General features: G+C 66.2%; 19 protein-coding genes and 1 pseudogene. 10 read left to right on the top strand and 10 right to left on the bottom strand.

All coding sequences use genetic code 11. From position 1 onward, the window contains the following. Positions 1-38 precede the first annotated feature (38 nt). Positions 39-254, bottom strand: coding sequence for a hypothetical protein (locus PKKP23_RS34345; protein WP_176049098.1), 216 nt, complete (start codon positions 252-254; stop codon positions 39-41). A gap of 263 nt (positions 255-517) precedes the next feature. Between PKKP23_RS34345 and PKKP23_RS29465 the strand changes: the two genes are divergently transcribed. The 4 genes and pseudogenes from PKKP23_RS29465 (at position 518) to PKKP23_RS29450 (ending at position 5,491) form a co-directional block, all read left to right on the top strand. Further along, entirely contained in the window at positions 518-1,702 is a 1,185-nt protein-coding gene (locus PKKP23_RS29465) for an acyl-CoA dehydrogenase family protein (protein WP_126879464.1), read from the top strand. Between the two features lie 320 nt (positions 1,703-2,022). Beyond that, positions 2,023-2,841 carry a flagellin domain-containing protein gene (locus PKKP23_RS29460; protein WP_017778247.1) on the top strand — a complete coding sequence of 273 codons (819 nt, stop codon included), beginning with the start codon at positions 2,023-2,025 and terminating at the stop codon, positions 2,839-2,841. A gap of 374 nt (positions 2,842-3,215) precedes the next feature. Then, positions 3,216-4,834, top strand: a pseudogene (locus PKKP23_RS29455) (pyrrolo-quinoline quinone). 90 nt (positions 4,835-4,924) lie between these two features. Then, positions 4,925-5,491 carry a DUF3005 domain-containing protein gene (locus PKKP23_RS29450; RefSeq protein ID WP_126879473.1) on the top strand — a complete coding sequence of 189 codons (567 nt, stop codon included), beginning with the start codon at positions 4,925-4,927 and terminating at the stop codon, positions 5,489-5,491. A 188-nt stretch (positions 5,492-5,679) separates the two neighbouring features. Here PKKP23_RS29450 and PKKP23_RS29445 read toward each other — a convergent pair whose 3' ends face one another. The 9 genes from PKKP23_RS29445 to PKKP23_RS29405 form a co-directional block, all read right to left on the bottom strand. After that, positions 5,680-5,970: a hypothetical protein gene (locus PKKP23_RS29445; protein WP_126879463.1), complete on the bottom strand. Its 291-nt coding sequence runs from the start codon at positions 5,968-5,970 to the stop codon at positions 5,680-5,682. A 66-nt stretch (positions 5,971-6,036) separates the two neighbouring features. Then, positions 6,037-7,017 carry an alpha/beta fold hydrolase gene (locus PKKP23_RS29440; RefSeq protein ID WP_126879462.1) on the bottom strand — a complete coding sequence of 327 codons (981 nt, stop codon included), beginning with the start codon at positions 7,015-7,017 and terminating at the stop codon, positions 6,037-6,039. Positions 7,018-7,156: 139 nt separating this feature from the next. Beyond that, positions 7,157-8,140, bottom strand: a complete 984-nt coding sequence (gene denD, locus PKKP23_RS29435) for a D-erythronate dehydrogenase (RefSeq protein WP_126879461.1) — start codon at positions 8,138-8,140, stop codon at positions 7,157-7,159. A gap of 87 nt (positions 8,141-8,227) precedes the next feature. Beyond that, a complete protein-coding gene (gene otnI, locus PKKP23_RS29430) occupies positions 8,228-9,004 on the bottom strand; it encodes a 2-oxo-tetronate isomerase (RefSeq protein WP_126879460.1) in 777 nt (258 codons plus the stop codon). Between the two features lie 192 nt (positions 9,005-9,196). Next, positions 9,197-9,835 (bottom strand): 3-oxo-tetronate 4-phosphate decarboxylase, encoded by a 639-nt coding sequence (otnC, locus tag PKKP23_RS29425; RefSeq protein ID WP_126879459.1) that lies wholly within the window; start codon positions 9,833-9,835, stop codon positions 9,197-9,199. Further along, positions 9,835-11,205, bottom strand: a complete 1,371-nt coding sequence (otnK, locus tag PKKP23_RS29420; protein ID WP_126879458.1) for a 3-oxo-tetronate kinase — start codon at positions 11,203-11,205, stop codon at positions 9,835-9,837. The genes otnC and otnK overlap by 1 nt, the downstream gene beginning before the upstream one ends. 62 nt (positions 11,206-11,267) lie before the next feature. After that, complete coding sequence (gene ltnD, locus PKKP23_RS29415; RefSeq protein WP_126879457.1) at positions 11,268-12,158, bottom strand: L-threonate dehydrogenase; 891 nt, start codon at positions 12,156-12,158, stop codon at positions 11,268-11,270. A gap of 87 nt (positions 12,159-12,245) precedes the next feature. Further along, the gene (locus PKKP23_RS29410; RefSeq protein ID WP_126879456.1) at positions 12,246-12,953 is read right to left on the bottom strand and encodes a FadR/GntR family transcriptional regulator; all 708 of its coding nucleotides are present in this window, start codon (positions 12,951-12,953) and stop codon (positions 12,246-12,248) included. A gap of 109 nt (positions 12,954-13,062) precedes the next feature. Further along, entirely contained in the window at positions 13,063-13,839 is a 777-nt protein-coding gene (locus tag PKKP23_RS29405; RefSeq protein ID WP_017778258.1) for a DeoR/GlpR family DNA-binding transcription regulator, read from the bottom strand. A 309-nt stretch (positions 13,840-14,148) separates the two neighbouring features. On the opposite strand from PKKP23_RS29405, the gene PKKP23_RS29400 reads away from it, so the two are divergent. From PKKP23_RS29400 to PKKP23_RS29375, 6 genes are all read left to right on the top strand, one after another. Next, a complete protein-coding gene (locus PKKP23_RS29400) occupies positions 14,149-15,000 on the top strand; it encodes a transketolase (RefSeq protein WP_126879455.1) in 852 nt (283 codons plus the stop codon). Continuing rightward, entirely contained in the window at positions 14,993-15,973 is a 981-nt protein-coding gene (locus tag PKKP23_RS29395; RefSeq protein WP_126879454.1) for a transketolase family protein, read from the top strand. The genes PKKP23_RS29400 and PKKP23_RS29395 overlap by 8 nt, the downstream gene beginning before the upstream one ends. A gap of 119 nt (positions 15,974-16,092) precedes the next feature. After that, positions 16,093-16,890 (top strand): GolD/DthD family dehydrogenase, encoded by a 798-nt coding sequence (locus PKKP23_RS29390; protein ID WP_126879453.1) that lies wholly within the window; start codon positions 16,093-16,095, stop codon positions 16,888-16,890. Positions 16,891-17,069: 179 nt separating this feature from the next. Beyond that, a complete protein-coding gene (locus PKKP23_RS29385; protein ID WP_017778262.1) occupies positions 17,070-18,119 on the top strand; it encodes an ABC transporter permease in 1,050 nt (349 codons plus the stop codon). Positions 18,120-18,319: 200 nt separating this feature from the next. Then, positions 18,320-19,261 (top strand): sugar ABC transporter substrate-binding protein, encoded by a 942-nt coding sequence (locus PKKP23_RS29380; RefSeq protein WP_126879452.1) that lies wholly within the window; start codon positions 18,320-18,322, stop codon positions 19,259-19,261. An 11-nt stretch (positions 19,262-19,272) separates the two neighbouring features. Beyond that, positions 19,273-20,808 (top strand): sugar ABC transporter ATP-binding protein, encoded by a 1,536-nt coding sequence (locus PKKP23_RS29375; RefSeq protein ID WP_126879451.1) that lies wholly within the window; start codon positions 19,273-19,275, stop codon positions 20,806-20,808. The last annotated feature ends 34 nt before the right edge of the window (positions 20,809-20,842 follow it).

The raw sequence follows: 20,842 nt of genomic DNA, 5'->3' as shown, positions 1-20,842 counted from the left end.
ATGTTTCGCCATGGTGGTGGAGTTCGATTGTGGAAGTGTTACCGTGAGAAGCAACATTCTCCTTCAATCGCCACCGCCTTCTCCTGCCTCTTCCCTACGCCGCGTACACCACTTTCAACGATAGCTCCGTCCTCGCCGGACATGATGCCGACGCGAAGCGTCTTTTCCGTAGTTGCGGCCGAGGCCGCATTCGCAATACTCCAGCCGAGAAGGAGCGCTGTCAGCGCCGTACCGAGCAGTTTTCGTTTGTGCATGTGGGGTTCGTTTTGGGGTTCGACAGGGCTCGATGCTAGAGAACGGCATGACGGGCTGACAAATATTTTTGTCTGCGTTCGTCATGCCGTGGGTGGTTATATGGACAGGTCGAATCGTGAATAGGGAGATCCCGCGCCCTCATCCTCGCCGCCCATATCACTCACGCTTCGAAGCATTCGGTATTCTGGCCGGGACGCGCGCGCGGCGCGCTTTTAAGATAGCGGGTTGAACCCGCTCCCATCCCGTGCTGGAGGCAAGACCCATGTCCTTATCATCCGAGTCCGACTTCTCATTGATTCAGCGGACGATTGACCGTCTCGTGCAAGACTTCGCCGCAACGGCTGCCGAGCGCGACGCGCGCGGCGGCACGCCGAAAGCGGAGCGCGATGCGCTTCGCGGCAGCGGTCTGCTCGCACTCTCCATTCCGAAGCAGTACGGCGGGCAGGGCGCGAACTGGATCGAAACGCTTGATACGGTCAGGCAGTTCGCGCGCGTGGACAGCTCCATCGCGCACGTCTACGGTTTTCATCATCTGCTGCTGGCCACGGTGCAACTGTTCGCGCGGCCCGCCCAGTGGGAGCCCTGGTTCGAAGAGACAGCACGCCACAACCGGTTCTGGGGCAACGCGCTCAATCCGCTCGACAAACGGACTGTCGTGCGTAAAGTCGATGGCGGCTATGAGTTTTCAGGCCGCAAGAGCTTTTGCTCCGGTGCGTTCGATTCGGACATGCTGATTGCGTCCGGCGTGGATGAAGCCAGCGGCAAGCTGCTGATTGCCGCGGTGCCCACCGCGCGCGCGGGCATCACCATCCCTTCGGACTGGGACAGCTTCGGCCAGCGTCAAACCGATAGCGGCAGTGCCGTGTTCGATCAGGTACGCGTCCAGGAAAGCGAAATGCTGCTCGATCCGGGGCCGCTCAGCACGCCGTTTGCGTGCCTGCGGCCGCTGCTTGCGCAATTGATCTTCGCGCACCTGTTTCTCGGCGTGAGCGAAGGCGCGTTCGCGCAGATGAAGCACTACACGCTGCACGAGTCGCGGCCATGGTTTAAATCGCCCGCGAAGAGCGCGAACGAAGATCCTTACACGCTGTTGCGCTATGGAGAGTTTTGGGTAGGCCTGGAAAGCGTGCGGCTTCTCGTGCAGCAGGCGGCGTCGCGATTCGACGCGGCATGGAACGAAGGCACGGCGCTGGACGAAGCGGGACGAGGGCAGGTGGCCGTGGCGGTGGCAACGGCGAAGGTAGCGGCCACGCGCGTGGGGCTCGATCTGACGAGCCGGCTGTTCGAAGTGGCCGGTGCTCGGGCCACGCAAGGCGCGCTGCGACTCGACCGCTTCTGGCGCAATCTGCGCACGCAGACGCTGCACGATCCCGTCGATTACAAGCTTCAGGAACTCGGCGAGTGGGCGTTGAACGATACGTTGCCGTCGTCTTCTTTCTATTCGTAGACGACTCGCTGACGGATTCCTGCGGGACCACCGCAGGACCGCTCAGGACCGTGGGGACCGCTGCGTCATTCCGGACCTATATACGGGCACGTCCGCCGTTGTCCCGTTACCTTTTATTACGCCGCCTTCCCCGCATTCCCCGCCGGTGCTCACGCCGGCGGGCGATTCCCCGTCGCAACGATGGCTTCCCCCTCAAGTTTGTCCCGTGCCCGACGATAACCCGGACATACAGGTTGCTGGAACGGACCGCAGCAAGCGAGCACCACCACCATCGTCCTGTTACTCAACCGGATACCCAACCGAATTCATTAGAGGAAGCCATGCTGAACATCAACACCAACATCCTGTCGCTGACGACGCAGACCAACCTGTCCGGTTCGCAAAGCGCCTTGTCGCAAGCCATTACGCGTCTGTCGTCGGGCAAGCGCGTGAACACCGCCGCTGACGACGCCGCCGGCCTCGCGATCGCCACGACGCAAACCGCCGCCATCAACGCGCTGAACCAGGGCGTGATGAACGCGAACAACGGTATCTCGATGGTGCAAACCGCTTCGGGCGCGATCTCGTCGACCGTGGCCAACCTGCAGCGTATCCGCCAGCTGGCCGTGGAATCGGGCGACGGCTCGCTCGGCTCGGCAGCGCAAGCGAACCTGCAGACTGAAGTCACGACGCGTCTGACGGAAATCAACCGCGTTGAAACGCAAACGACGTTCAACGGCCAGAGCGTGCTGGGCGGCCTCGGCAGCGTGAACTTCCAGATCGGCGCATCGGCCAACCAGACGATTACGGCGAACTTCGGTTCGACGACGTGGAACGCGTCGGGCCTCGGCGTTTCGGGTATCGACATCTCGACCACCTCGGGTGCGCAGAACGCGATCACGGCAATCGACGCCGCGCTGGCGCAAGTCAACAACTTCCAGGCAACGCTGGGTGCAACGCAGAACACGTTCCAGTCGGCCATCAGCAACACGCAGACGGAATCGACCAACCTGAATGCCGCGCAGTCGCAGATCGTCGACGCGGACTTCGCTTCGGAAACGGCGAATCTCTCGAAGGCGCAAGTGCTGCAGCAAGCCGGTATCTCGGTGCTCGCACAAGCGAACTCGCTGCCGCAGCAAGTGCTGAAGCTCCTGCAATAAACGTCCACGCAGTACCTTCGGTGACGCGCCTCTTGCGGGGTGTGTCACTTTTTTTGGAACGGGCTCTACGCGGCTTTCGGGCGGCGTAGGGCTCGTTTCGCTTTTGGGGCTCGTTCTCTATTGGCCGCAGACCCGGCTAGCATGGCTTTCTCACGTCGATAACGCCCTGAAAATAGGGCGCAATAAACCTCCCCCGGTACGGCAATTGCTCATTCCCCGTGCCGCAACGCGCAGCCCACGGCGGACTCTGCATCGGCAAGACACGCAGTCTTCGCGGCCTTCAGGCCGCGCGGGAGACGCACATGCACCGCTTGCTCCACCTCCGCGAGGTACAGGCCCGCGCCACCGCGCGCCGCGGTACGGCCTTCGCGACAATGGCATGCCTCATCGTCGCAATCTGCGCGTCGTGCGGCGGGGGAGGCGGTGGATCCGGCAGCGCAGCCGCAACGTCCACACCGTCCGCGCCGGCCAACACCACGGTATCGTCCCCCACGGACGTGCTCATGTATCACAACGACGCCGCGCGCACGGGGCAGTACCTGGCCGAAACGACGCTCACGCCGGCCAACGTCAATCCCGCGCATTTCGGCAAGGTCGCGTTCCTCGCCGTGGACGGCAAGGTGGACGCGCAGCCGCTCTACGTGAGCAGCCTCTCGATTGGCGGCAAGCCGCACAACGTGGTCTACGTCGCCACCGAGCACGCCAGCGTCTACGCATTCGACGCGGACACCAACACGCCCCTCTGGCAGCGTTCGCTGCTGGGCTCGGGCGAGACCACGAGCGACGATCGCAACTGCCAGCAGATCACGCCTGAAATAGGCATTACCGCGACGCCGGTGATCGATCGCACGCGCGGCGCGAATGGCGTGCTCTATGCCGTCGCCATGAGCAAGGACGCGAGCGGCGCCATTCACCAGCGTCTACATGCTCTCGATCTCACGACGGGCGCCGAGGCGCTCGGCGGGCCGGCGCAGATCGCCGCGACCTATCCCGGCTCGGGCGCGAACAGCAGCAACGGCGTGACGGTGTTCGACCCGCAGCAATACGCGGAGCGCCAGGCGCTCGCGCTCGTCAACGGCAACGTGTATCTGGGTGGACCTCGCATTGCGATCAGGGCGTGTATGGCGGCTGGGTGATGGCGTACAGCGCCGCCACGCTCACGCAGACCAGCGTGCTCAATCTCACGCCGAACGGCAGCGAGGGATCGGTATGGATGAGCGGGGCGGGCATGGCCTCGGACGGCACCTCGCTCTATCTGCTCGACGCGAACGGCACGTTCGATGCCACGCTCGACGCACAGGGCTTTCCGTCGAGCGGCGACTATGGCAACACGTTCCTGAAGCTCGCGACTTCGCCTCGCCTCGCAGTCGCGGATTATTTCGCGACCTTCGATACGGCGGCGCTTTCGTCGCGAGACCAGGACCTCGGCTCGGGCGGCGCGCTGGTGCTGCCCGATCTCGCCGACGCGAGCGGCACCGTGCGTCATCTTGCCGTAGGCGCCGGCAAGGACGCGAAGATCTACGTCGTGAATCGCGACGCCATGGGCAAGTTCAACAGCTCGACCAACGTGATCTGGCAGGAGATAGACGGGCAACTCGCGGCCGGCGTGTTCGGCATGCCGGCGTTCTACGGCAACACGGTCTACATCGGCGCGCTCGGCGATCACCTCAAGGCGTTTCCGATCACCGCTGCACGTCTCGCCACTGCGCCGGCTTCGCAAAGCGCAGGCACGTTCCAGTATCCCGGCGCGACACCCAGTATTTCCGCGAACGGATCGAGCAATGCCATCGTCTGGGCGGCGGAGAACGGCAGCGTCGCGGCGTTGCACGCGTTCGACGCTGGCAATCTCGCAGACGAGCTGTACAACAGCAACCAGGCCGGCTCGCGCGACACGTTCGGCGCCGGCAACAAGTTCATCACGCCGATGATCGCGCATGGGCACGTGTATGTCGGCACGACCAGCGGCGTGGCGGTGTTCGGACTGCTGCCGTAGTGCCTTTTACAGAAGAGAAAGGCCGGGCACGCCGCATGCGCGCGCTCTCACGACAGCATCCCGATGAGCACTCGAGTACGTGAGGTGGATATGCAGAACGCCGAAGCCAATCCTACCCAGCAGCAGCAAAAAGAGATGGCCGCGAAAAGCCCGGCCAAGACGCCCGCGGCCGGTGATTCGCCCGACGCCGCCACGCAGGCGAAGGAGTTCGGACAGACCCAGCACGCCGGCTCCGCCGAGGCGACTTCGACCCGCGATAAGCCCGCGTTGCCGTCCATCGACATGGACAAGGTGACGCGCGAGGCGGGAGACCCGGTGCAGCGCGCGAACAGCCGCATTGTTTCCGTGGACAGCGCGGGCATGGACGCAACCGACAACACCGTGGACACCGACGGCAAGTCGCTGGAAGCGAAGCGAGACGCGTCGGTCTGGCACGACAACGTCGTTACGTCGAATGCCACGCTCGACAACTACATTCCGGCGCCCGCAGCCGGGCTGGGCGGCGTGGACAGCAGGCCGGCCGGCAACCTGCCGGAGGTGAGGGCGCGCGACGGTTATCGCGTGGTGTATTGCGGCACGGTGTACCGCGAAGAGTCGAACGGCACGAAGGCCGAACAGATGATCCGGTTCGAGCGCATCGGCAACGATCCGGAATAGCGGTTCGGGCGAAGCGAACGGGTGTGGCGGGGCTGTGAGGTGGGGGCTTTGCCGCGTGACTTGCAACGCTGCCGCCGCGCCGCTTGTGGGGGCCGCGGCAGCGTTATGGGCTGAAGGTGGGCTGGAGATGGGCTGAAGGTAGGCGGAGACCAACGCGGGCTGCGCCACGCCCCGCTCAAGCCGCCTGATTAAGCCGCCTGATCGCCGCCCGCCAACGCACGCCGCAGCAATTCGTCGACGAGACCATTCATGCCTTCAGGATGCCCTGACGCGCGCGCCTTGAGCGTTTCCACGAGCTCGCTGTCCAGCTTGCACGCGAACGGCACGAGCCCCTTCGCCTGGTCCAGCTTGCGCTGCTCCTTGCGGCTCACGGGTGCTTCGGTCGCGCCTTTGCCGAAGCGATCGGAATGCGTCTGTTTCATCGAATGAGTCAGCTTGAGCGCCTTGTTCTTCTCAAGGTCGGTTTTCTTCATTGCCATACGAGGGCTCTTTTCGGGAATCGGAGAGCCCGTATTGTACGCACCGGCCACGCGGGGTCTTCGCTTTCAGCTTTGGGGCAGGCGTTGCATGAAGCGGCCGACCAGCGCCGCTACTTCGTCTGCGCGTTCGTCCAGCGCGAAATGACCGGCGTCGATCACGTGAATCTCCGCATGGGGCAGATCGCGTTGGTACGCCGCGGCCTCGGCCACCTGGAACGACGGATCGTAGCGGCCCCACACCACGAGCGTGGGCGGCTGTGTCTTCCTGAGCCACGCCTGCCACGCGGGATACGACGCCACGTTGGTCCGGTAGTCGTAGAAAAGGTCGGTCTGGATTGCCTTCTGCCCCGGGCGTGTGAGAAGCGCGTATTCGTCGGTCCACAGGTCCGGGTCGTAGCGCTCGGGATGCGGGCTCGTGCCCACGTGGCGCTGCTTCGTCGTGTCGAACGAAAGGAAGGTGCGCTGCAAGTCGGCTTCGTTGGCTTCGCGGTTTGCCCAGAACGCGCGGCGCTTTTCCCACAGCGGGCCGAGGCCGTCTTCGTGCGCCACCGCGTTCTGCACGATGAGCCCGGTCAGGCGCTCGGGATGCGCAAGCGCGAGGCGAAAGCCGACCGGTCCGCCGTAGTCCTGCACATACATCGCGTAGCGCTGCACGCCCAGCGTTTCGAGGAAGTCGTTCGTGACGGCCGCGAGATGGTCGAACGTGTAGGCGAAGTCCTGCGGTGCGGGCGCGTCGCTATGGCCGAAGCCGGGGTAGTCCGGCGCGATCAGATGGTAGCGCTCCGAGAGGCGCGCGAAGAGCGGCTCGAACATCCGCGACGACGACGGAAAGCCGTGCAGCAGCAGGATAGTGGGCGCATCGCTCGGGCCGGCTTCGCGATAGAAGATGTCGAGGCCGTCCACCTTCACGGTGTGGTACGTGGTGGGGTGGCGCGGCGCGCCGGCATTGACGGCACGTGCATGGCTGGCTGAACCTGAAGCTGAGGCCGAGGCAAACGCGGCCGACGCGCCCAGCGTGGCGAGTACGGCAAGCAGAATCTTCTTCATGACGGGTCCCGATCGATGATGCGAGTCGCACGGCGTGCGATTGTCGCGATGGAGGTGAGTCTAGGATCGGGACCCTTGCGGCGGAAGTCGTCGAGGGTTTTAAAGTCAGTTCACCTGGAGTGGACAATGCGCCGGGCCTTTACTTGCGCTCATCCTCCACATACGCCCGAATCACTTCCACGAACGATGCATCCCCATGCAGCCCCAGCCGTTCGGCCCGCGAGGTGTCCCAGCGGCCCGGCCAGCTCACCACGATCTTCGCGATGCGGTCGTCCACTTCATGGCGAATGCGCTTCACTGCCTCGTCGCCGGCCACTTCGCGCAGCGCCGCGATCATCTCGTCCACGCTGACCGAGATGCCCGGCAGATTGACGACGCGCCGGTTGCCCGGCAGCGCATCGAGCACCGCGGCGTCGAGTTCGCAGCCCGCCACCAGCGCGTCGATGGCGCGGCGCGGCGAGAGCAGCCACAGGCGGGTGGAGCGCGGCACGGGGCACACGCTCGTCTCGCCGTTCAGCGGCTCGCGAATGATGCCGCTCGCAAACGACGACGCCGCCGCGTTCGGCCGCCCCGGCCGCACGCTGATGGTGGGCAGGCGCAGCACGCGGCCGTCCACGAAACCGCGGCGCGTGTAGTCGTTGAGCAGCAGTTCGGCAATCGCCTTCTGCGTGCCATACGACGACTGCGGGTTCAGCGCGGTGTCGTCGCGCACTACGTCGGGCAGCGTGCCGCCGTAGACGGCGACCGAACTCGTGAACACCACACGCGGACGGTGCCCGCGCGCGCGGCACACTTCGAGCAGCGTGCGCGACGCGTCCAGATTGATGCGCATGCCCAGATCGAACTCCGCTTCCGCCTGGCCGCTCACGATGGCGGCGAGGTGGAACACGGCGGCCGTGTCGGTATCGATGGCCTGTTCCAGCACCGCGCGATCGGCGATGTCGCCCACCATCGTCTTCACGCGCACATCGCTGAAATCAGGGGCCGCGGCCACGTCGAGCAGCACGAGCGTCGAAATCTTTTCGGCGCGACCGTTCGGGCCCGCGAGTTCGCCGCGTTCGAGCAGCCTGCGGGCGAGGCGCTGGCCGAGAAAGCCGGCGCCGCCGGTGATCAGTACCTTCATGTCATGTGCCTCGTTTGAATAGCTGAAACAGCAACGGTGATGGTTGCAGATACAGATTCGAATGGAGCCGCAAGACCGGACCGCGCCTCACAGATAAGGCTTGAGCCAGCCAAGCCCATCGGAGGTGCCCGCCTTCGGACGGTACTCGCAGCCAATCCAGCCGTCGTAGCCCAGCGCATCGATCAGCTCGAACAGGTACGGGTAGTTCAGTTCGCCGATGTCCGGCTCGTGCCGCTCCGGCACGCCCGCAATCTGGATGTGGCCGATGCCCGCGAAGTCGCGCTTGAGTTTCATCGCGAGGTCGCCTTCCACGATCTGGCAGTGGTAGCAGTCGAACTGCACCTTCAGATTGGGCGCGCCCACTTCGGCGCGAATCGCATGCGCGTCGTCCTGGCGGTTGAGGAAATAGCCCGGCATGTCGCGCGTGTTGATGGGCTCCATCAACACGGTGATGCCCTGTGTGGCAGCGGTTCGCGCGGCATAGGCGAGGTTCGCGACGTAAGTCGCGTGATAGCGCGCGCGGTCTGCGCCCGCCGCGACGAGCCCGGCCATGACATGCAGCTTCGTGTTGCCGAGCACGCTGGCGTAGCGCAAGGCCGTATCGATGCTGCGCTTGAACTCGTCTTCGCGGCCCGGCAACGCCGCGATGCCGCGTTCGCCCGCGGCCCAGTCGCCGGGCGGCGCGTTGAAAAGCGCCTGTACGAGGCCGTGTTCGTCGAGCTGGGCGCGCAGCGCCTCAACTTCGAAGTCGTACGGGAACAGATATTCGACGGCCTTGAAACCGTCGCGCGCGGCAGCGGCGAAGCGGTCGAGGAACGCGTGCTCGTTGTACATCATCGAGAGGTTGGCAGCGAAGCGAGGCATGGCGGCAAGTCCTGAAAGGTGAGTGGGGCGCAGGGCACGCTCGCGACGTGTCCGCGCAGATTATGGGTTGACCCGCGTCGTCGGCGTGAGCCACGGCAAGGGTGCCGATCACGTAGCGGCTCGCGGAGCCTGTGCTTACGCAGTGCGGAAACCCTTCCACGTAGCCGCGTCCGCAGGGCGTGCAAAAAACGGCTACCAGCGTGCGCCGAAAGTCGAGCGCAATTCGTCGATGGCTGTTTCGGCAAGCGGCTCGGGCCTCGGTTGCGTCATGAGCCAGAGCCGTGCTGTCTCCTCGAGTTCTTCGAGTGCATACGACGCCTGCGAGACCGACTCGCCCCACATCACGGGGCCCAGGCGTTCCAGCAGCACGCCGCGCACGCGATCCGCGAGTGCTGCCACTTCGGCGGCAACCTCGGGGTCGCCGGGCCGGCGATAGCGAATGAGCGGCACGTGTCCCACTTTCATGACGTAGTACGGCGTGATGGGTGGCACCACGTCGGTCTCGCGCCACACGCCCGCGAGCGTGAGCGCGACGAGATGCGTGGAATGCGTGTGCACGACGCCGTGCGCTGCCGCATTGCGTGCATAGATGCCGCGATGCAGGGCCAGCGTCTTCGACGGCCTGGCGCCCGACACGGCCACACCGTTCGCGTCCACCTTCGCGATCTGCGCGGGATCGAGCCGGCCGAGGCACGCGTCGGTGGGCGTGATGAGCCAGCCGTCCGCGAGGCGTGCGCTGATGTTGCCCGCGCTGCCCACGGCATGACCGCGCGCATAGAGGCTCGCGCCCACGGTGCAGATTTCTTCGCGCAGTGTCGCTTCAGCGCTCATCAGTGGGCTCCTTGCAGTTCGCGCAGCGCCTTCTCGAAGAAGTCCACGGCGCCGAAGTTGCCCGACTTCAGCGCGAGGCCGAGCGGCCGCGCGTCGATGGTCGCGGTGGCGGGCACGCCGGGGTCGATCTGCGCGCCGATCTGCAACGCCTTCACTCCGAGCGCCTGCACGACCGCGCCCGAGGTCTCGCCGCCCGCCACGACGAACCTCGTCACGCCGGCTTCGCGCAGGCCCTGCGCGATGGCGGCGAGCGTGCTTTCCACGAGGTGCCCTGCGGCCTCCACGCCGAGCGTCTGCTGCACGGCCTTGACTTCGTCGGGCGTGGCGGTGGCGTAGATCAGCACGGGCTCGGGCAGATGACGGCGCGCAAAGGCGAGTGCTTCGTCGACGACAGGCTCGCCGCGCGAGGCCGCCAGCGGGTCGATGCGAAACGCCGGACGATGCGCGCGCCACGCGGCCACCTGGGCGTTGGTCGCCTTCGACGCGCTGCCGGCCAGCACCGCGGCATGGCCTTCGATGCGCGGCAGCGCGTCCGCGTCGTCGCGTTCGGGCAAGAGCCCGGCGCGGCGGAAATTCGCGGGCAGGCCGAGCGCGACGCCGGAGCCGCCGGTCACGAGCGGCAGGTCCGCGCAGGCTTCGCCGAGCACGTAGAGATCGCGGTCTGTGAGCGCGTCCGCAATCGCGAGGCGCACGCCTTCGGCGCGCAGCTGGTCGATGGAGGCCCGCACGGCCGCGGCGCCCAGCGCGATCGCGTCGTAGCGAACCAGGCTAACCTTCGATGCCGTCTGCCGTTGCAGCACGCGCACGAGGTTGGCGTCTTTCATCGGCGTGAGCGGATGGTGCTCCATGCCCGACTCGTTGAGCAGCGCGTCGCCCACGAAGAGATGCCCGCGGTAGACCGTGCGTCCGTTTTCGGGGAACGCGGGGCAGGCAATCGTGAAGCCGCTGCCGGAGGCATTGGCCAATGCATCGCTCGACACATCGCTCAGTGCATCGAGCAGCGCATCGGCCACGGGGCCGATGTTGCCCGCGTCCGTGGAATCGAACGTCGAGCAGTACTTGAAGAAGAACTGGCGACAGCCCTGGGTGCGCAGCCATTCGAGCGCGGCGAGCGATTGCGCGACGGCGTGCGCGGCGGCAATCGTGCGCGACTTCAGCGCGACGACGATGGCGTCGGCGGCGAGCGTCTGCACGCCGTTTGCATTTTCGTGTGCGTCGGGCTCGGGCACGCCGATGGTCTGCACCGTGCGCATGCCGCTCTTCACGAGCATGTTGGCGAGGTCGGTGGCGCCCGTGAAATCGTCGGCAATGCAGCCCAGCAGGGGACGGGAAACGGTTTGGGCGGTTTGGATTTCGGTATCGGTACTCATGAGGGGCTCATGAAAGACGTTCTTTGCAGGCCTTACAACGCTCGAGGCGCTGCGTTTGCAGATCAGCGGGCGCCCGGCAGCGTGATGCCGGGGAAGGTCTTGACGACCGCCGCGTCGTCTTCGCCGCCGTGGCCGGCGCTCGATGCGCTCATGAACATCTGGTGCGCCGTGGCCGACAGGGGTAGCGGGAATTTCGTGCGGCGCGCGGTGTCGAGCACGAGGCCCAGGTCCTTCACGAAGATGTCCACGGCGGACAGCGGCGTGTAGTCGCCGTTCAGGATGTGCGGCACGCGGTTCTCGAACATCCACGAATTGCCGGCGCTGTGCGTGATGACGTCGTAGAGCGCATCGGGGTCCACGCCTTCGCGCAGGCCGAGCGCCATGGCTTCGGCTGCCGCGGCAATGTGCACGCCCGCGAGCAGCTGGTTGATGATCTTCACCTTCGACCCGGCGCCGTGCGCGTCGCCCAGCCGATAGACCTTGCCCGCGATGGCGGCGAGCACGTCTTCGCACGCGGCGTAGGCGGTGGCCGGGCCCGAGGTCATCATCGTCATCTCGCCCGATGCCGCGCGCGCGGCGCCGCCGGAGACGGGCGCGTCGAGCATCTGCACGCCCGCCGCCTCGATACGCTTGCCGAGCGCCACGGCGAAGTCCGGCGCGACCGTGGCGCTCGCTATCACGACGCTGCCCGGCTTCATGGCGGCCACGGCGCCGTGCTCGCCGAACAGCACGGTTTCGGTTTGCGCCGCGTTCACGACGAGCGTGATCACCACGTCGCATTGCGCGGCAACGTCAGCTGGCGTGGCGCAGGCCACGCCGCCTTCAGCAGCAAACGCTTCGAGCACGTGGGCACGCACGTCGCAGGCGTGCACGCGAAAACCGGCGCGCAACAGCGAGCGGGCAACGCCCAGGCCCATGGCCCCCAGGCCGATGACTCCAACATTTCGTGACATGGCAGATCCTGGTCATTCGCAAGAGAGAGCGGCGCGTTATTGCCGCCGCATTCGGCGCATTCGGCGCATTCCGCGCATTCAGCGCGTTCAACTGATGCCGGCTTCCGCGAGGCGGCGCGCGGCGTTGTACAGATGCGTGCGGGCGGCGTTGCGGGCCGCCATGGGGTCGCGCGAGCGAATCGCATCCACGATGGCCGCGTGCTCTTCGCGGACCTGCCGCGAGAAGTCCTCGCGCGTGGCTTCGTTGCCGCGCGTCACCTTCATGCCGGCTTCGAGGTACTGGTTCAGAAACGAGAGTGTCTTGAGGAAGTACGGGTTGCCCGTCACGACCGCGATGGCGCGATGAAACGCCATGTCTTCGGCCACGCCGTCGCGGCCTTCGGCCACGGCTTCGTCGATGCGATGCAGGGCGGCGTCGATCTCGTCCATGCCGGCGGCGGTGCAGTGCAGGGCGGCCTCGGCGGCCACCTCGGCCTCGATGGCGCGGCGCACGGCGAGCAGATGCGCGAGCGATCCCGACGACTCCACGGCCTCCGCGTAATCGATGCGCAGCGGCCGGATGGCCGCATGCCGCGCGATATAGACGCCGCTGCCCTGGCGCGGCTCGACCACGCCTTCGCTCTTGAGTCGCGAAACGGCTTCGCGGATCACCGTGCGGCTCACGCCGAATTCGCGCGCGAGCACGGCTTCCGTGGGCAGCTTGCCGGTGCTGTTGAAGCTGCCGGCGTCGATCTGCGCGAGCAGTTGCTGGGCGACGCGCTCGCTCATGGCGGGCGCGGAAATGGTCTCGAACATGGTGCCTAGGTGATCGGGTGATATGGTCATCATACAAATCTGAGCGCACGACGACATCCGGGATAACCCTCGACGGCGGCGTGCTTCCGGTTGCCCTGGGCCGCCGCCGTTACGGCGACGGCGCGTCCGCGTAGATCACTTCCACGCCCATACCGTCGAGCCACTTCGCGTATTCGGGCGCGAGGCCCCGGTCCGTCACGACCGTATGCACGCGGTCCATCGCACCGAACGTGGCGAACTCGCGGCGGCCGAACTTCTGCGAATCCGCGAGCAGATAGACGTGCCGCGCGGCGCCGATCATGCCGCTCTTCACGTGCAGGTCGATGAAGTCGGGATACGAGATGCCGCCTTCCTTCGAGACGCCGCCCGCCGCCAGAAACAGCTTGTCCACGAACATGCCTTCGAAGAACGCCGACGCCTTCTCGCCGGACACGGCAAGCGTCTCCGGCATGAACTGGCCGCCTGTGAGCATTACGCGGTTCGACGGTTCGTTGCCAAGCAGCATCGCGATGTTGAGCGCGTTCGTGACGATGCGCAGATGCTGGCGGCCCACCAGGTTCTTCGCCATTTCGGTGGTGGTGGCGCCGCAGTCCAGGATCATGGAGTCGCCGTTGCCCACCAGCGTGGCCGCCTTCGCGCCGATCCACACCTTGGCGGCCGTGGGTTGCAGGTGACTCATGCCCGTGCCGTCGAACATGTACGAGAGCGTCTTGAGGCGCACGAGCCCGTGCACGCGCTCCACGAGCCCGTCGCGTTCCAGCGCGTCGACGTCCTTGCGGATGGTGGGCATGGAGACGTTGAAGGTGCGCGCGAGGTCCGAGAGCCTCACGGCTTTCATGTCGCGCACGCTCGCGTAGATGTTTTCCCAGCGGGTTTTCTGATCCATCGTGCTTTCCGGTAGGGCGCCTGCGGGCCGGCCGTCGCATCGCGTCGTGGGCGGCGATGCCGGGCGCAGCTGCGCATGGCTTCTTGCGTATGGTTTCCGTCGATTATAGCGCGGCTTTCTTTTTGGAAAGTCGTGTGACGCGTTGCCAGCGCGCGAGAGCGTCTCTGTGCAGCGCGCAATGGCGGCTTGTCCGAGGCTATGCCTTACTTCGAGGGTATTCCCTGGTCCGGAAAGCATAGGAAACGACTTGACTTTCTCTTCCCTGAAATAGAAACTGAAGGCAAGCAAAAGGAAACAATTGGAAAGTACATGGAAAACCCATTCCGGCTCGACGAACCCGACCTGAAGGCGCGTGCGCGGGCCATCCGCAAGCGCATCTGCGTGATGAACGCGCATGCGAAGAACGGCCACACGGGCGCGGATATGTCCGAGGTCGACATTCTCGTGGCGCTCTACTTCCGGGTCATGCGTTACCGCGCCGAGCTGCCGCAGGCACCGGTCTGGCACGACCAGTTCGTGCTGAGCAAGGGCCATGGCGTGGGCGGTCTCTATTGCTGCTTCGCCGAGCTGGGGTGGCTCGCCGACGAGGAACTCTCCGGGTATCTGCGCGACGGCTCGCGCTTGCCCGGCCACCCGGTGCGCCAGAAGCTGCCCGGGTACGTGACCGTCAATACCGGCGCGCTCGGGCACGGCATGCCCATCGCCACCGGCCTCGCGCTCGCGAAGCGCCGCCAGGCGCGGGACGGCGGCGTGCCGGGTCGCGTCTTCGTGCTGACCGGCGACGGCGAACTCGAAGAAGGCTCGAACTGGGAAGCCGCGATGGCGGCCAGCCACTTTCGGCTCGACAACCTCGTCGTAATCGTGGACCGCAATCACCTGCAACTGGCGGACGCCACGAAAAACATCATGGATCCCGAACCGCTCGGCGAGAAGTTCGCCGCCTTCGGCATGGAAGTGCACGAGGCGAACGGCAACGACCCCGCCGAACTTTCGAAACTGATGGAAAGCCTGGATTTTCGCAATGGCAAGCCCAAGGCAGTCATCGCGCAGACCGTGAAGGGCCGCGGCGTGTCGTTCATGGAGAACGTGGCGGCCTGGCATCACAAGTACCCGAACGAAGACGAGCTCGCGCTCGCCCTGAAGGAGCTGGACCATGCATGAAGCGGCGGATCTGCGTGACGGTGTGGTCGGCGCGCTCACGGAGCTGGCCGACGGCGGCGCCGACGTGATCGTGATGGTGAGTGATTCCACCTCCACCTCGAAGATCGGTGCCTTCCAGAAGCGTTACGCCGACCGCGTGGTCAACGTCGGCATCGCGGAGCAGAACATGGTGGGCATGGCGGCGGGCATGGCGCTCGCCGGCCACGTGGTGTTCACGGCGAACGCGGCGCCGTTTCTGGTGGCGCGTGCCAACGAACAGGTGAAGAACGACGTCTGTTACAGCCAGACCAACGTGAAGATGCTGGGGCTCAACGCGGGCGTCGCTTACGGGCCGCTCGCTTCCACGCACCATGCCATCGACGACGTTTCGATCATGAGCGGGCTCGGCAATGTCCAGATCTTTGCACCGTGCGATGCGCTGGAGGCCGCGCAGATCGTGCGCTACGCGGCGGCCTTCGAGGGCCCGGTCTATATCCGGCTCGACAACGCGAAATTCCCCGTGCTGCACGAGGCGGACTACGCCTTCCAGCCCGGCCAGCCCGACGTGCTGCGGCGCGGCCAGCCTGTCGACGAAGCTGGCGGGCGGCGCGTGGCGATCGTGGCGCTCGGCTCCGTGGTGGGCGAGGCGTTCGCCGCCTGCGAGGCGCTTGGCGCGCGCGGCGTGGCGCCGACGCTCGTGAACCTCTCGTCCATCCGGCCACTCGACTCCGACCTGCTCGCCGACATACTGTGTGCCCACGACGACATCGTGACCGTGGAAGAGCATTCGCTGCACGGCGGCATCGGCGCGCTGATCGCGGTGCAGCTTGCAAGGCGCGGCGTGGCGCGGCGGCTGCGCATGCTTGGCGTGACCGAAGGCGAGTTCGCGCACTACGGCACGCGCGCCGGTATTCGCCGTTACTACGGCATCGACGCGCGGGGCATCGAAAGCGCGGTGCTGGAGCTGGTCGGCATGCCGCTCGCGGCGGCGTAGGGCCGCAGGGCCGCAGGGCCTTATGGCCTTATGGCCGCGGGGCGGCGCCCACGCAAAACCCACCTAAAAATCCCGGCCTAAAGCATCCGACGAAACAGGCAGACATTCAGGAGATGGGCATGGCAACGCAGTACGACATGTCGTTGAGACACGGCGTCGATTTCAATTTCCGGCTGGATGGCCAGGTGGCTGTCGTGTCGGGCGGCCTGGGCGGCATCGCCATGGCCACCAACGAAGCGCTGATCGCCAAGGGCGCGCGCGTCGCGATTTTTTACCCGCGCTTCGAAGAGGAGCGCGTGGCCGCCGCCATCGAAACGCTGGGCGCTGACCACGCCGCGGCCTTTCCCTGCGACGTGGGCAACGAAGACGACGTGGCCGCGGCCATGGACGCCGCAGCCGAACGCTTCGGCGCGCTGCATCTGCTCGTGAACGCCGCGGGCACGATCACGCTCACGCCCGCCGAAAACATCACGCTGGAAGAATGGCGCCGGCAGATCGACGTGAATCTGACGGGGCCGTTCCTGTGCTCGAAGCACTTCGCGCGGCATGTCTTCGCACGCGGGCATCGCGGCAAGATCATCAACATCGCGTCGCAGGCGGCCACGGTCGCGATCGATCAGCACTGCGCGTACACGTCGGCGAAGGCTGGCCTGATCGGCATGACGAAGGTGCTCGCGAAGGAATGGAGCCGGCGCGGCATCACGGTGAACACCGTGTCGCCCACGGTCGTGCTCACGCCGATGGGCGCCGCCGCGTGGGAAGGCGAAAAGGGCGAGCGCATGAAGGAACTGATTCCCGCAGGCCGTTTCGCCTATACCGACGAGATTGCCGCTGCGATCCTGTTCCTCGCATCGAACGGCGCGGACATGATTACGGGCGCCGACCTGATGATCGACGGCGGATACACGATCTGCTGACGCGGCCGGGTTTTGCGCTGTGTTCTTGCGCTGTGTTTTCGCGCGCGGCTGCCTTGGCGTTCTGCGTGCCGGTGGCGCGAGCAGTGTGCGGCGCCAATGCATGAGTCGAGTCGCGAGTCGACTCGCGTGCCGAGCCGCGAGTCGAGCCGTGTAGCAAAGGGAAAAACAGGAGACGAGACGTGAGCAAGTCCATCGAAAACAGCGTTGAACTGCCGGACCGCGCAGCCGGCCGTTCCGGCGCCGCCGGTGCTGCCAGTGCTGGCAGTGCCGCGGCCGGGTTCTCGCGCCGCGCGTGGCTTCCCGTGCTGCTCGAACAGGGACCGCTCATCAGCCTCGTGCTGCTGTGCGTGGTGATCTCGCTTCTCACGCCGTCGTTCCTCTCGGTGCGCAATCTGCTCAACGTGCTGGATCAGATCACAGTGCTCGGCATCATGGCGCTCGGCATGACGGCGGTGATCATCATCGGCGGTATCGATCTTTCGGTGGGCTCTGTGCTGGCGCTCGCCATGATGGTGATGGGCTGGCTCGCCAACACCGCGGGCCTGCCGTTCGTCGTCGCGATTCCCGCGAGCATTCTCGTGGCGGGGCTGTGCGGCCTCGTCTCGGGGTTGCTCAACGTCGTGATGCGCCTGCCAGCGTTCATCGCGACGCTCGCGATGATGTCCGTGGCGCGCGGGCTCGCCAACATCATCACGAACGGCGAGCAGATCGTGGGTTACCCGGACTGGTTCACGGCACTTTCCATCGACCGCCATTTCGGCTTTCTTTCCGCGACGGTGGGCCTCTTCGTCGCGCTGATGGTGGTGGGCTTCGTGATCCTCAAATACCGCGCGGCGGGACGCAGCCTCTACGCCATCGGCGGCAGCGCCGAGGTGGCGCGCCTTGCGGGCATCAAAGTGCGTGCCACGACACTCGCGGTCTACACGCTGTGCGGCGCGCTGGCCGGCGTGGCGGCGGTGGTGCTGGCGAGCCGCCTGGATTCGTCGCAGCCCAGCGCGGGCACGGGCTACGAACTGGACACCATCGCGGCCGTGGTGATCGGCGGCGCGAGCCTCGCGGGCGGCACGGGCACGGTGCTCGGCACGGCCGTGGGCGTGCTGACCATCGGCGTGCTGCGCAACGGGCTCAACCTCATCGGCGTGTCGCCGTTCGTGCAGCAGATCGTGATCGGCCTCGTGATCGTGCTCGCCGTGGGTGCCGACACACTGCGCCGCCGCAACGCCGCGTAGGGATCCGGCCGGCCGCGGCTCGCTTTTCACTTGCCGCAAGCCGGGCCGTATGGCGCCGGAGTGCGCGGGCCGTTTCATCGCTTCCGGGCGGCTTCGCTTCGAGCCGCTTCGCTTCCGGGCCTCTCCGTTTCAACGGCATCAGCTCAACCGCATCACCTCAACCGCGTCACATCAACAACAAGCATCACCAGGAGACAGACATGAATCGACGTTCCGCCAGTGCATCCCTGCTTGCCCTCGCTGCTTCGCTCGGCTTCGCGCTGGCCGCGCCCAGCGCGTCGGCGGCGGGCACCACCACCATCGGTCTTGCCGTTGCGAACCTGCAGGCCGACTTCTTCAACCAGATCAAGCAGTCGGTGGAAACCTACGGCAAAGAGAAGGGCGTGAACGTCATCACGGTCGACGCGAAGGGCGATGCCGCCACTCAGGTCAACCAGATTCAGGATCTGCTCACGCGCAAGATCGACGCGCTCATCTACATTCCGGCCGGCGCGACGGCTGCCGGCGTGCCGGTGCGCGCCGCGAAGGCCGCGGGCGTGCCCGTGATCGCCGTGGACCGCAACCCGCCGGACGCCCCGGGCAACACCTTCATCGCGACCGACAGCGAAGCCGCCGCCGAGCAACTGGGCGAGTGGATCGTGAAGCAGACCAAGGGCACCGCGACGCTCGCCGAACTGCAGGGCCAGTTGGGCACGACGCCTGAACTCGCGCGCGAAAAGGGCTTCAGCAAGGCCATCGCGAAGGCGCCGGGCATCAAGGTGGTGGCGCGCCAGCCCGCCGAGTGGGCGCAGGACAAGGGCTTCGCGGTGGCGCAGGACATGCTCCAGCGCAATCCCAACATCAACGTGATCTTCGGCCATGCGGACGCAATGGCGCTGGGCGCCGCGCAGGCGGTCAAGGTCTCGAACGTGGGGCACAAGGTGCTGATCGCCGGCTTCGACGGCGACTTGGCCGGCCTCAAGGCCGTGCGCGACGGGGTGATCGACGTGACCATGACGCAGCAGACGCAGCGCATGGGCCGCATGGCCGTGGACTCGGCGCTTGAGCTCATCGCGAAGAAGAGCGTGCCGGCCCAGCAGCTGCTGCCCGCTACGCTCACCACCAAAGAGAACGTCGGGCCGTTCATCTCGCAGCATCCGTAACGGAGTTCATCATGATCGCGAGCGCAGCCGCCTCGGGCCAGATCAGCGACGGTATGCCCGACGTGACGCACGACGGGCTCGTCGTGCGAGGCATCGGCAAGACCTTCAACCGCAACACGGTGCTGGACGGCATCGATCTGGACGTGCGTCCGGGTAGCGTGGTGGCGCTGCTGGGCGAGAACGGCGCCGGCAAATCGACGCTCTCGTCGATCATTGCCGGAGCGCTCGAACCCGATGCCGGCGGCCGCATGTTCTGGCGTGGTGAGCCGTATGCCCCGCAGTCGCCGCGCGACGCGCTCGCGAGCGGCATCGGCCTGATCCATCAGGAAACGCGGCTGCTGCGCGATCTCTCCATTGCGGAGAACGTCTTCGTCGGACGGCTGCCCATGCGGCACGGCAAGATCGACCGCGCGAAGATGTCGCGCCGCGCCGAAGAGCAGTTGCATCGACTCGGGCTCGACGTGTCGGCCAGCCGGCTCGTGCGCACCTTGCGGGTGGCGGCGCAGCAGCAGGTGGAAATCGCCAAGGCGTTGACGCTCGATGCGCGCCTGCTGATTCTCGACGAACCCACTGCCGCGCTGGGCGGCGCGGAAACCGACCGGCTCTTCGAGCAGATCGCGAAGCTGCGCGCGCAGGGCGTGTCGTTCATCTACATCAGCCACCGGCTGGAAGAAATCGAGCGCATTGCCGACCGCATCGTCGTGCTGCGCGACGGGCGGCTGATTGCGAGCCACGAGAACGGCAGCGTACCCGTGAAGACGCTGATCGAGCAGATGGTGGGCCGCAACGTGGAGCGCATCTTTCCGCACTTTGCCGCGCCGCGCGAACGCACGGTGCTCGACGTGCGTTCGCTGACGTCGCAACAGGGCGCGTTTCGCGACGTTTCGTTTGCCGTGCGCGCGGGCGAGGTGTTCGGCATTGCGGGCATCGTCGGGGCGGGGCGCACCGAACTCGTGCGGGCCATCGCGGGTGCCGATCCCGTTTCGTCTGGCAGCGTGCTCGTGGAGGGCGAGGCGCTGCATCTGCGCAGCCCGGCACAAGCCATTCGCGCAGGCGTGGTGCTCGTGCCCGAAGACCGCAAGGAGCAGGGCGTCGTGCTCGAACACTCCATTGAAGACAACTTCGCGTACGGCAGCCTCGACCGCCTCGGCGCGCGTGGCTGGGTGCAGCCGCAGCAGGTGCGTGAGTTCGCCAACGGGCTGATCGCGCGGCTCGGTGTGAAGGGGCGGCCGCAGCAGCGCGCGGGCAGCCTCTCGGGCGGCAACCAGCAGAAGGTCGTGCTCGCGAAGTGGCTGGCGCGCGAACCGAAGGTGGTGATTCTCGACGAGCCCACGCGCGGCATCGACGTGGGCGCGCGCGCCGCCATCTACGAGGTCATTGCGAAACTCGCGGCGAGCGGTGTAGCCGTGGTGGTGGTGAGTTCGGACCTCGACGAGGTGCTGGGTCTGTCTCACCGCGTGATGGTGCTGGCGCGCGGCCGCTGCAAGGGCGTGCTGCCGCGCGAAGAGGCGAGCGACGTGCGCGTGATGGAACTCGCCACGGCGTGAGGCGTGACTGCGGGCGCCTGTTCCTTGCATCCAG

This window comes from Paraburkholderia kururiensis JCM 10599 = LMG 19447 (assembly GCF_003986935.1).
GTDB lineage: Bacteria > Pseudomonadota > Gammaproteobacteria > Burkholderiales > Burkholderiaceae > Paraburkholderia > Paraburkholderia kururiensis.
Note: the sequence above shows the minus strand (reverse complement) of the source record. Positions and strands in the feature narration are given on the sequence as shown.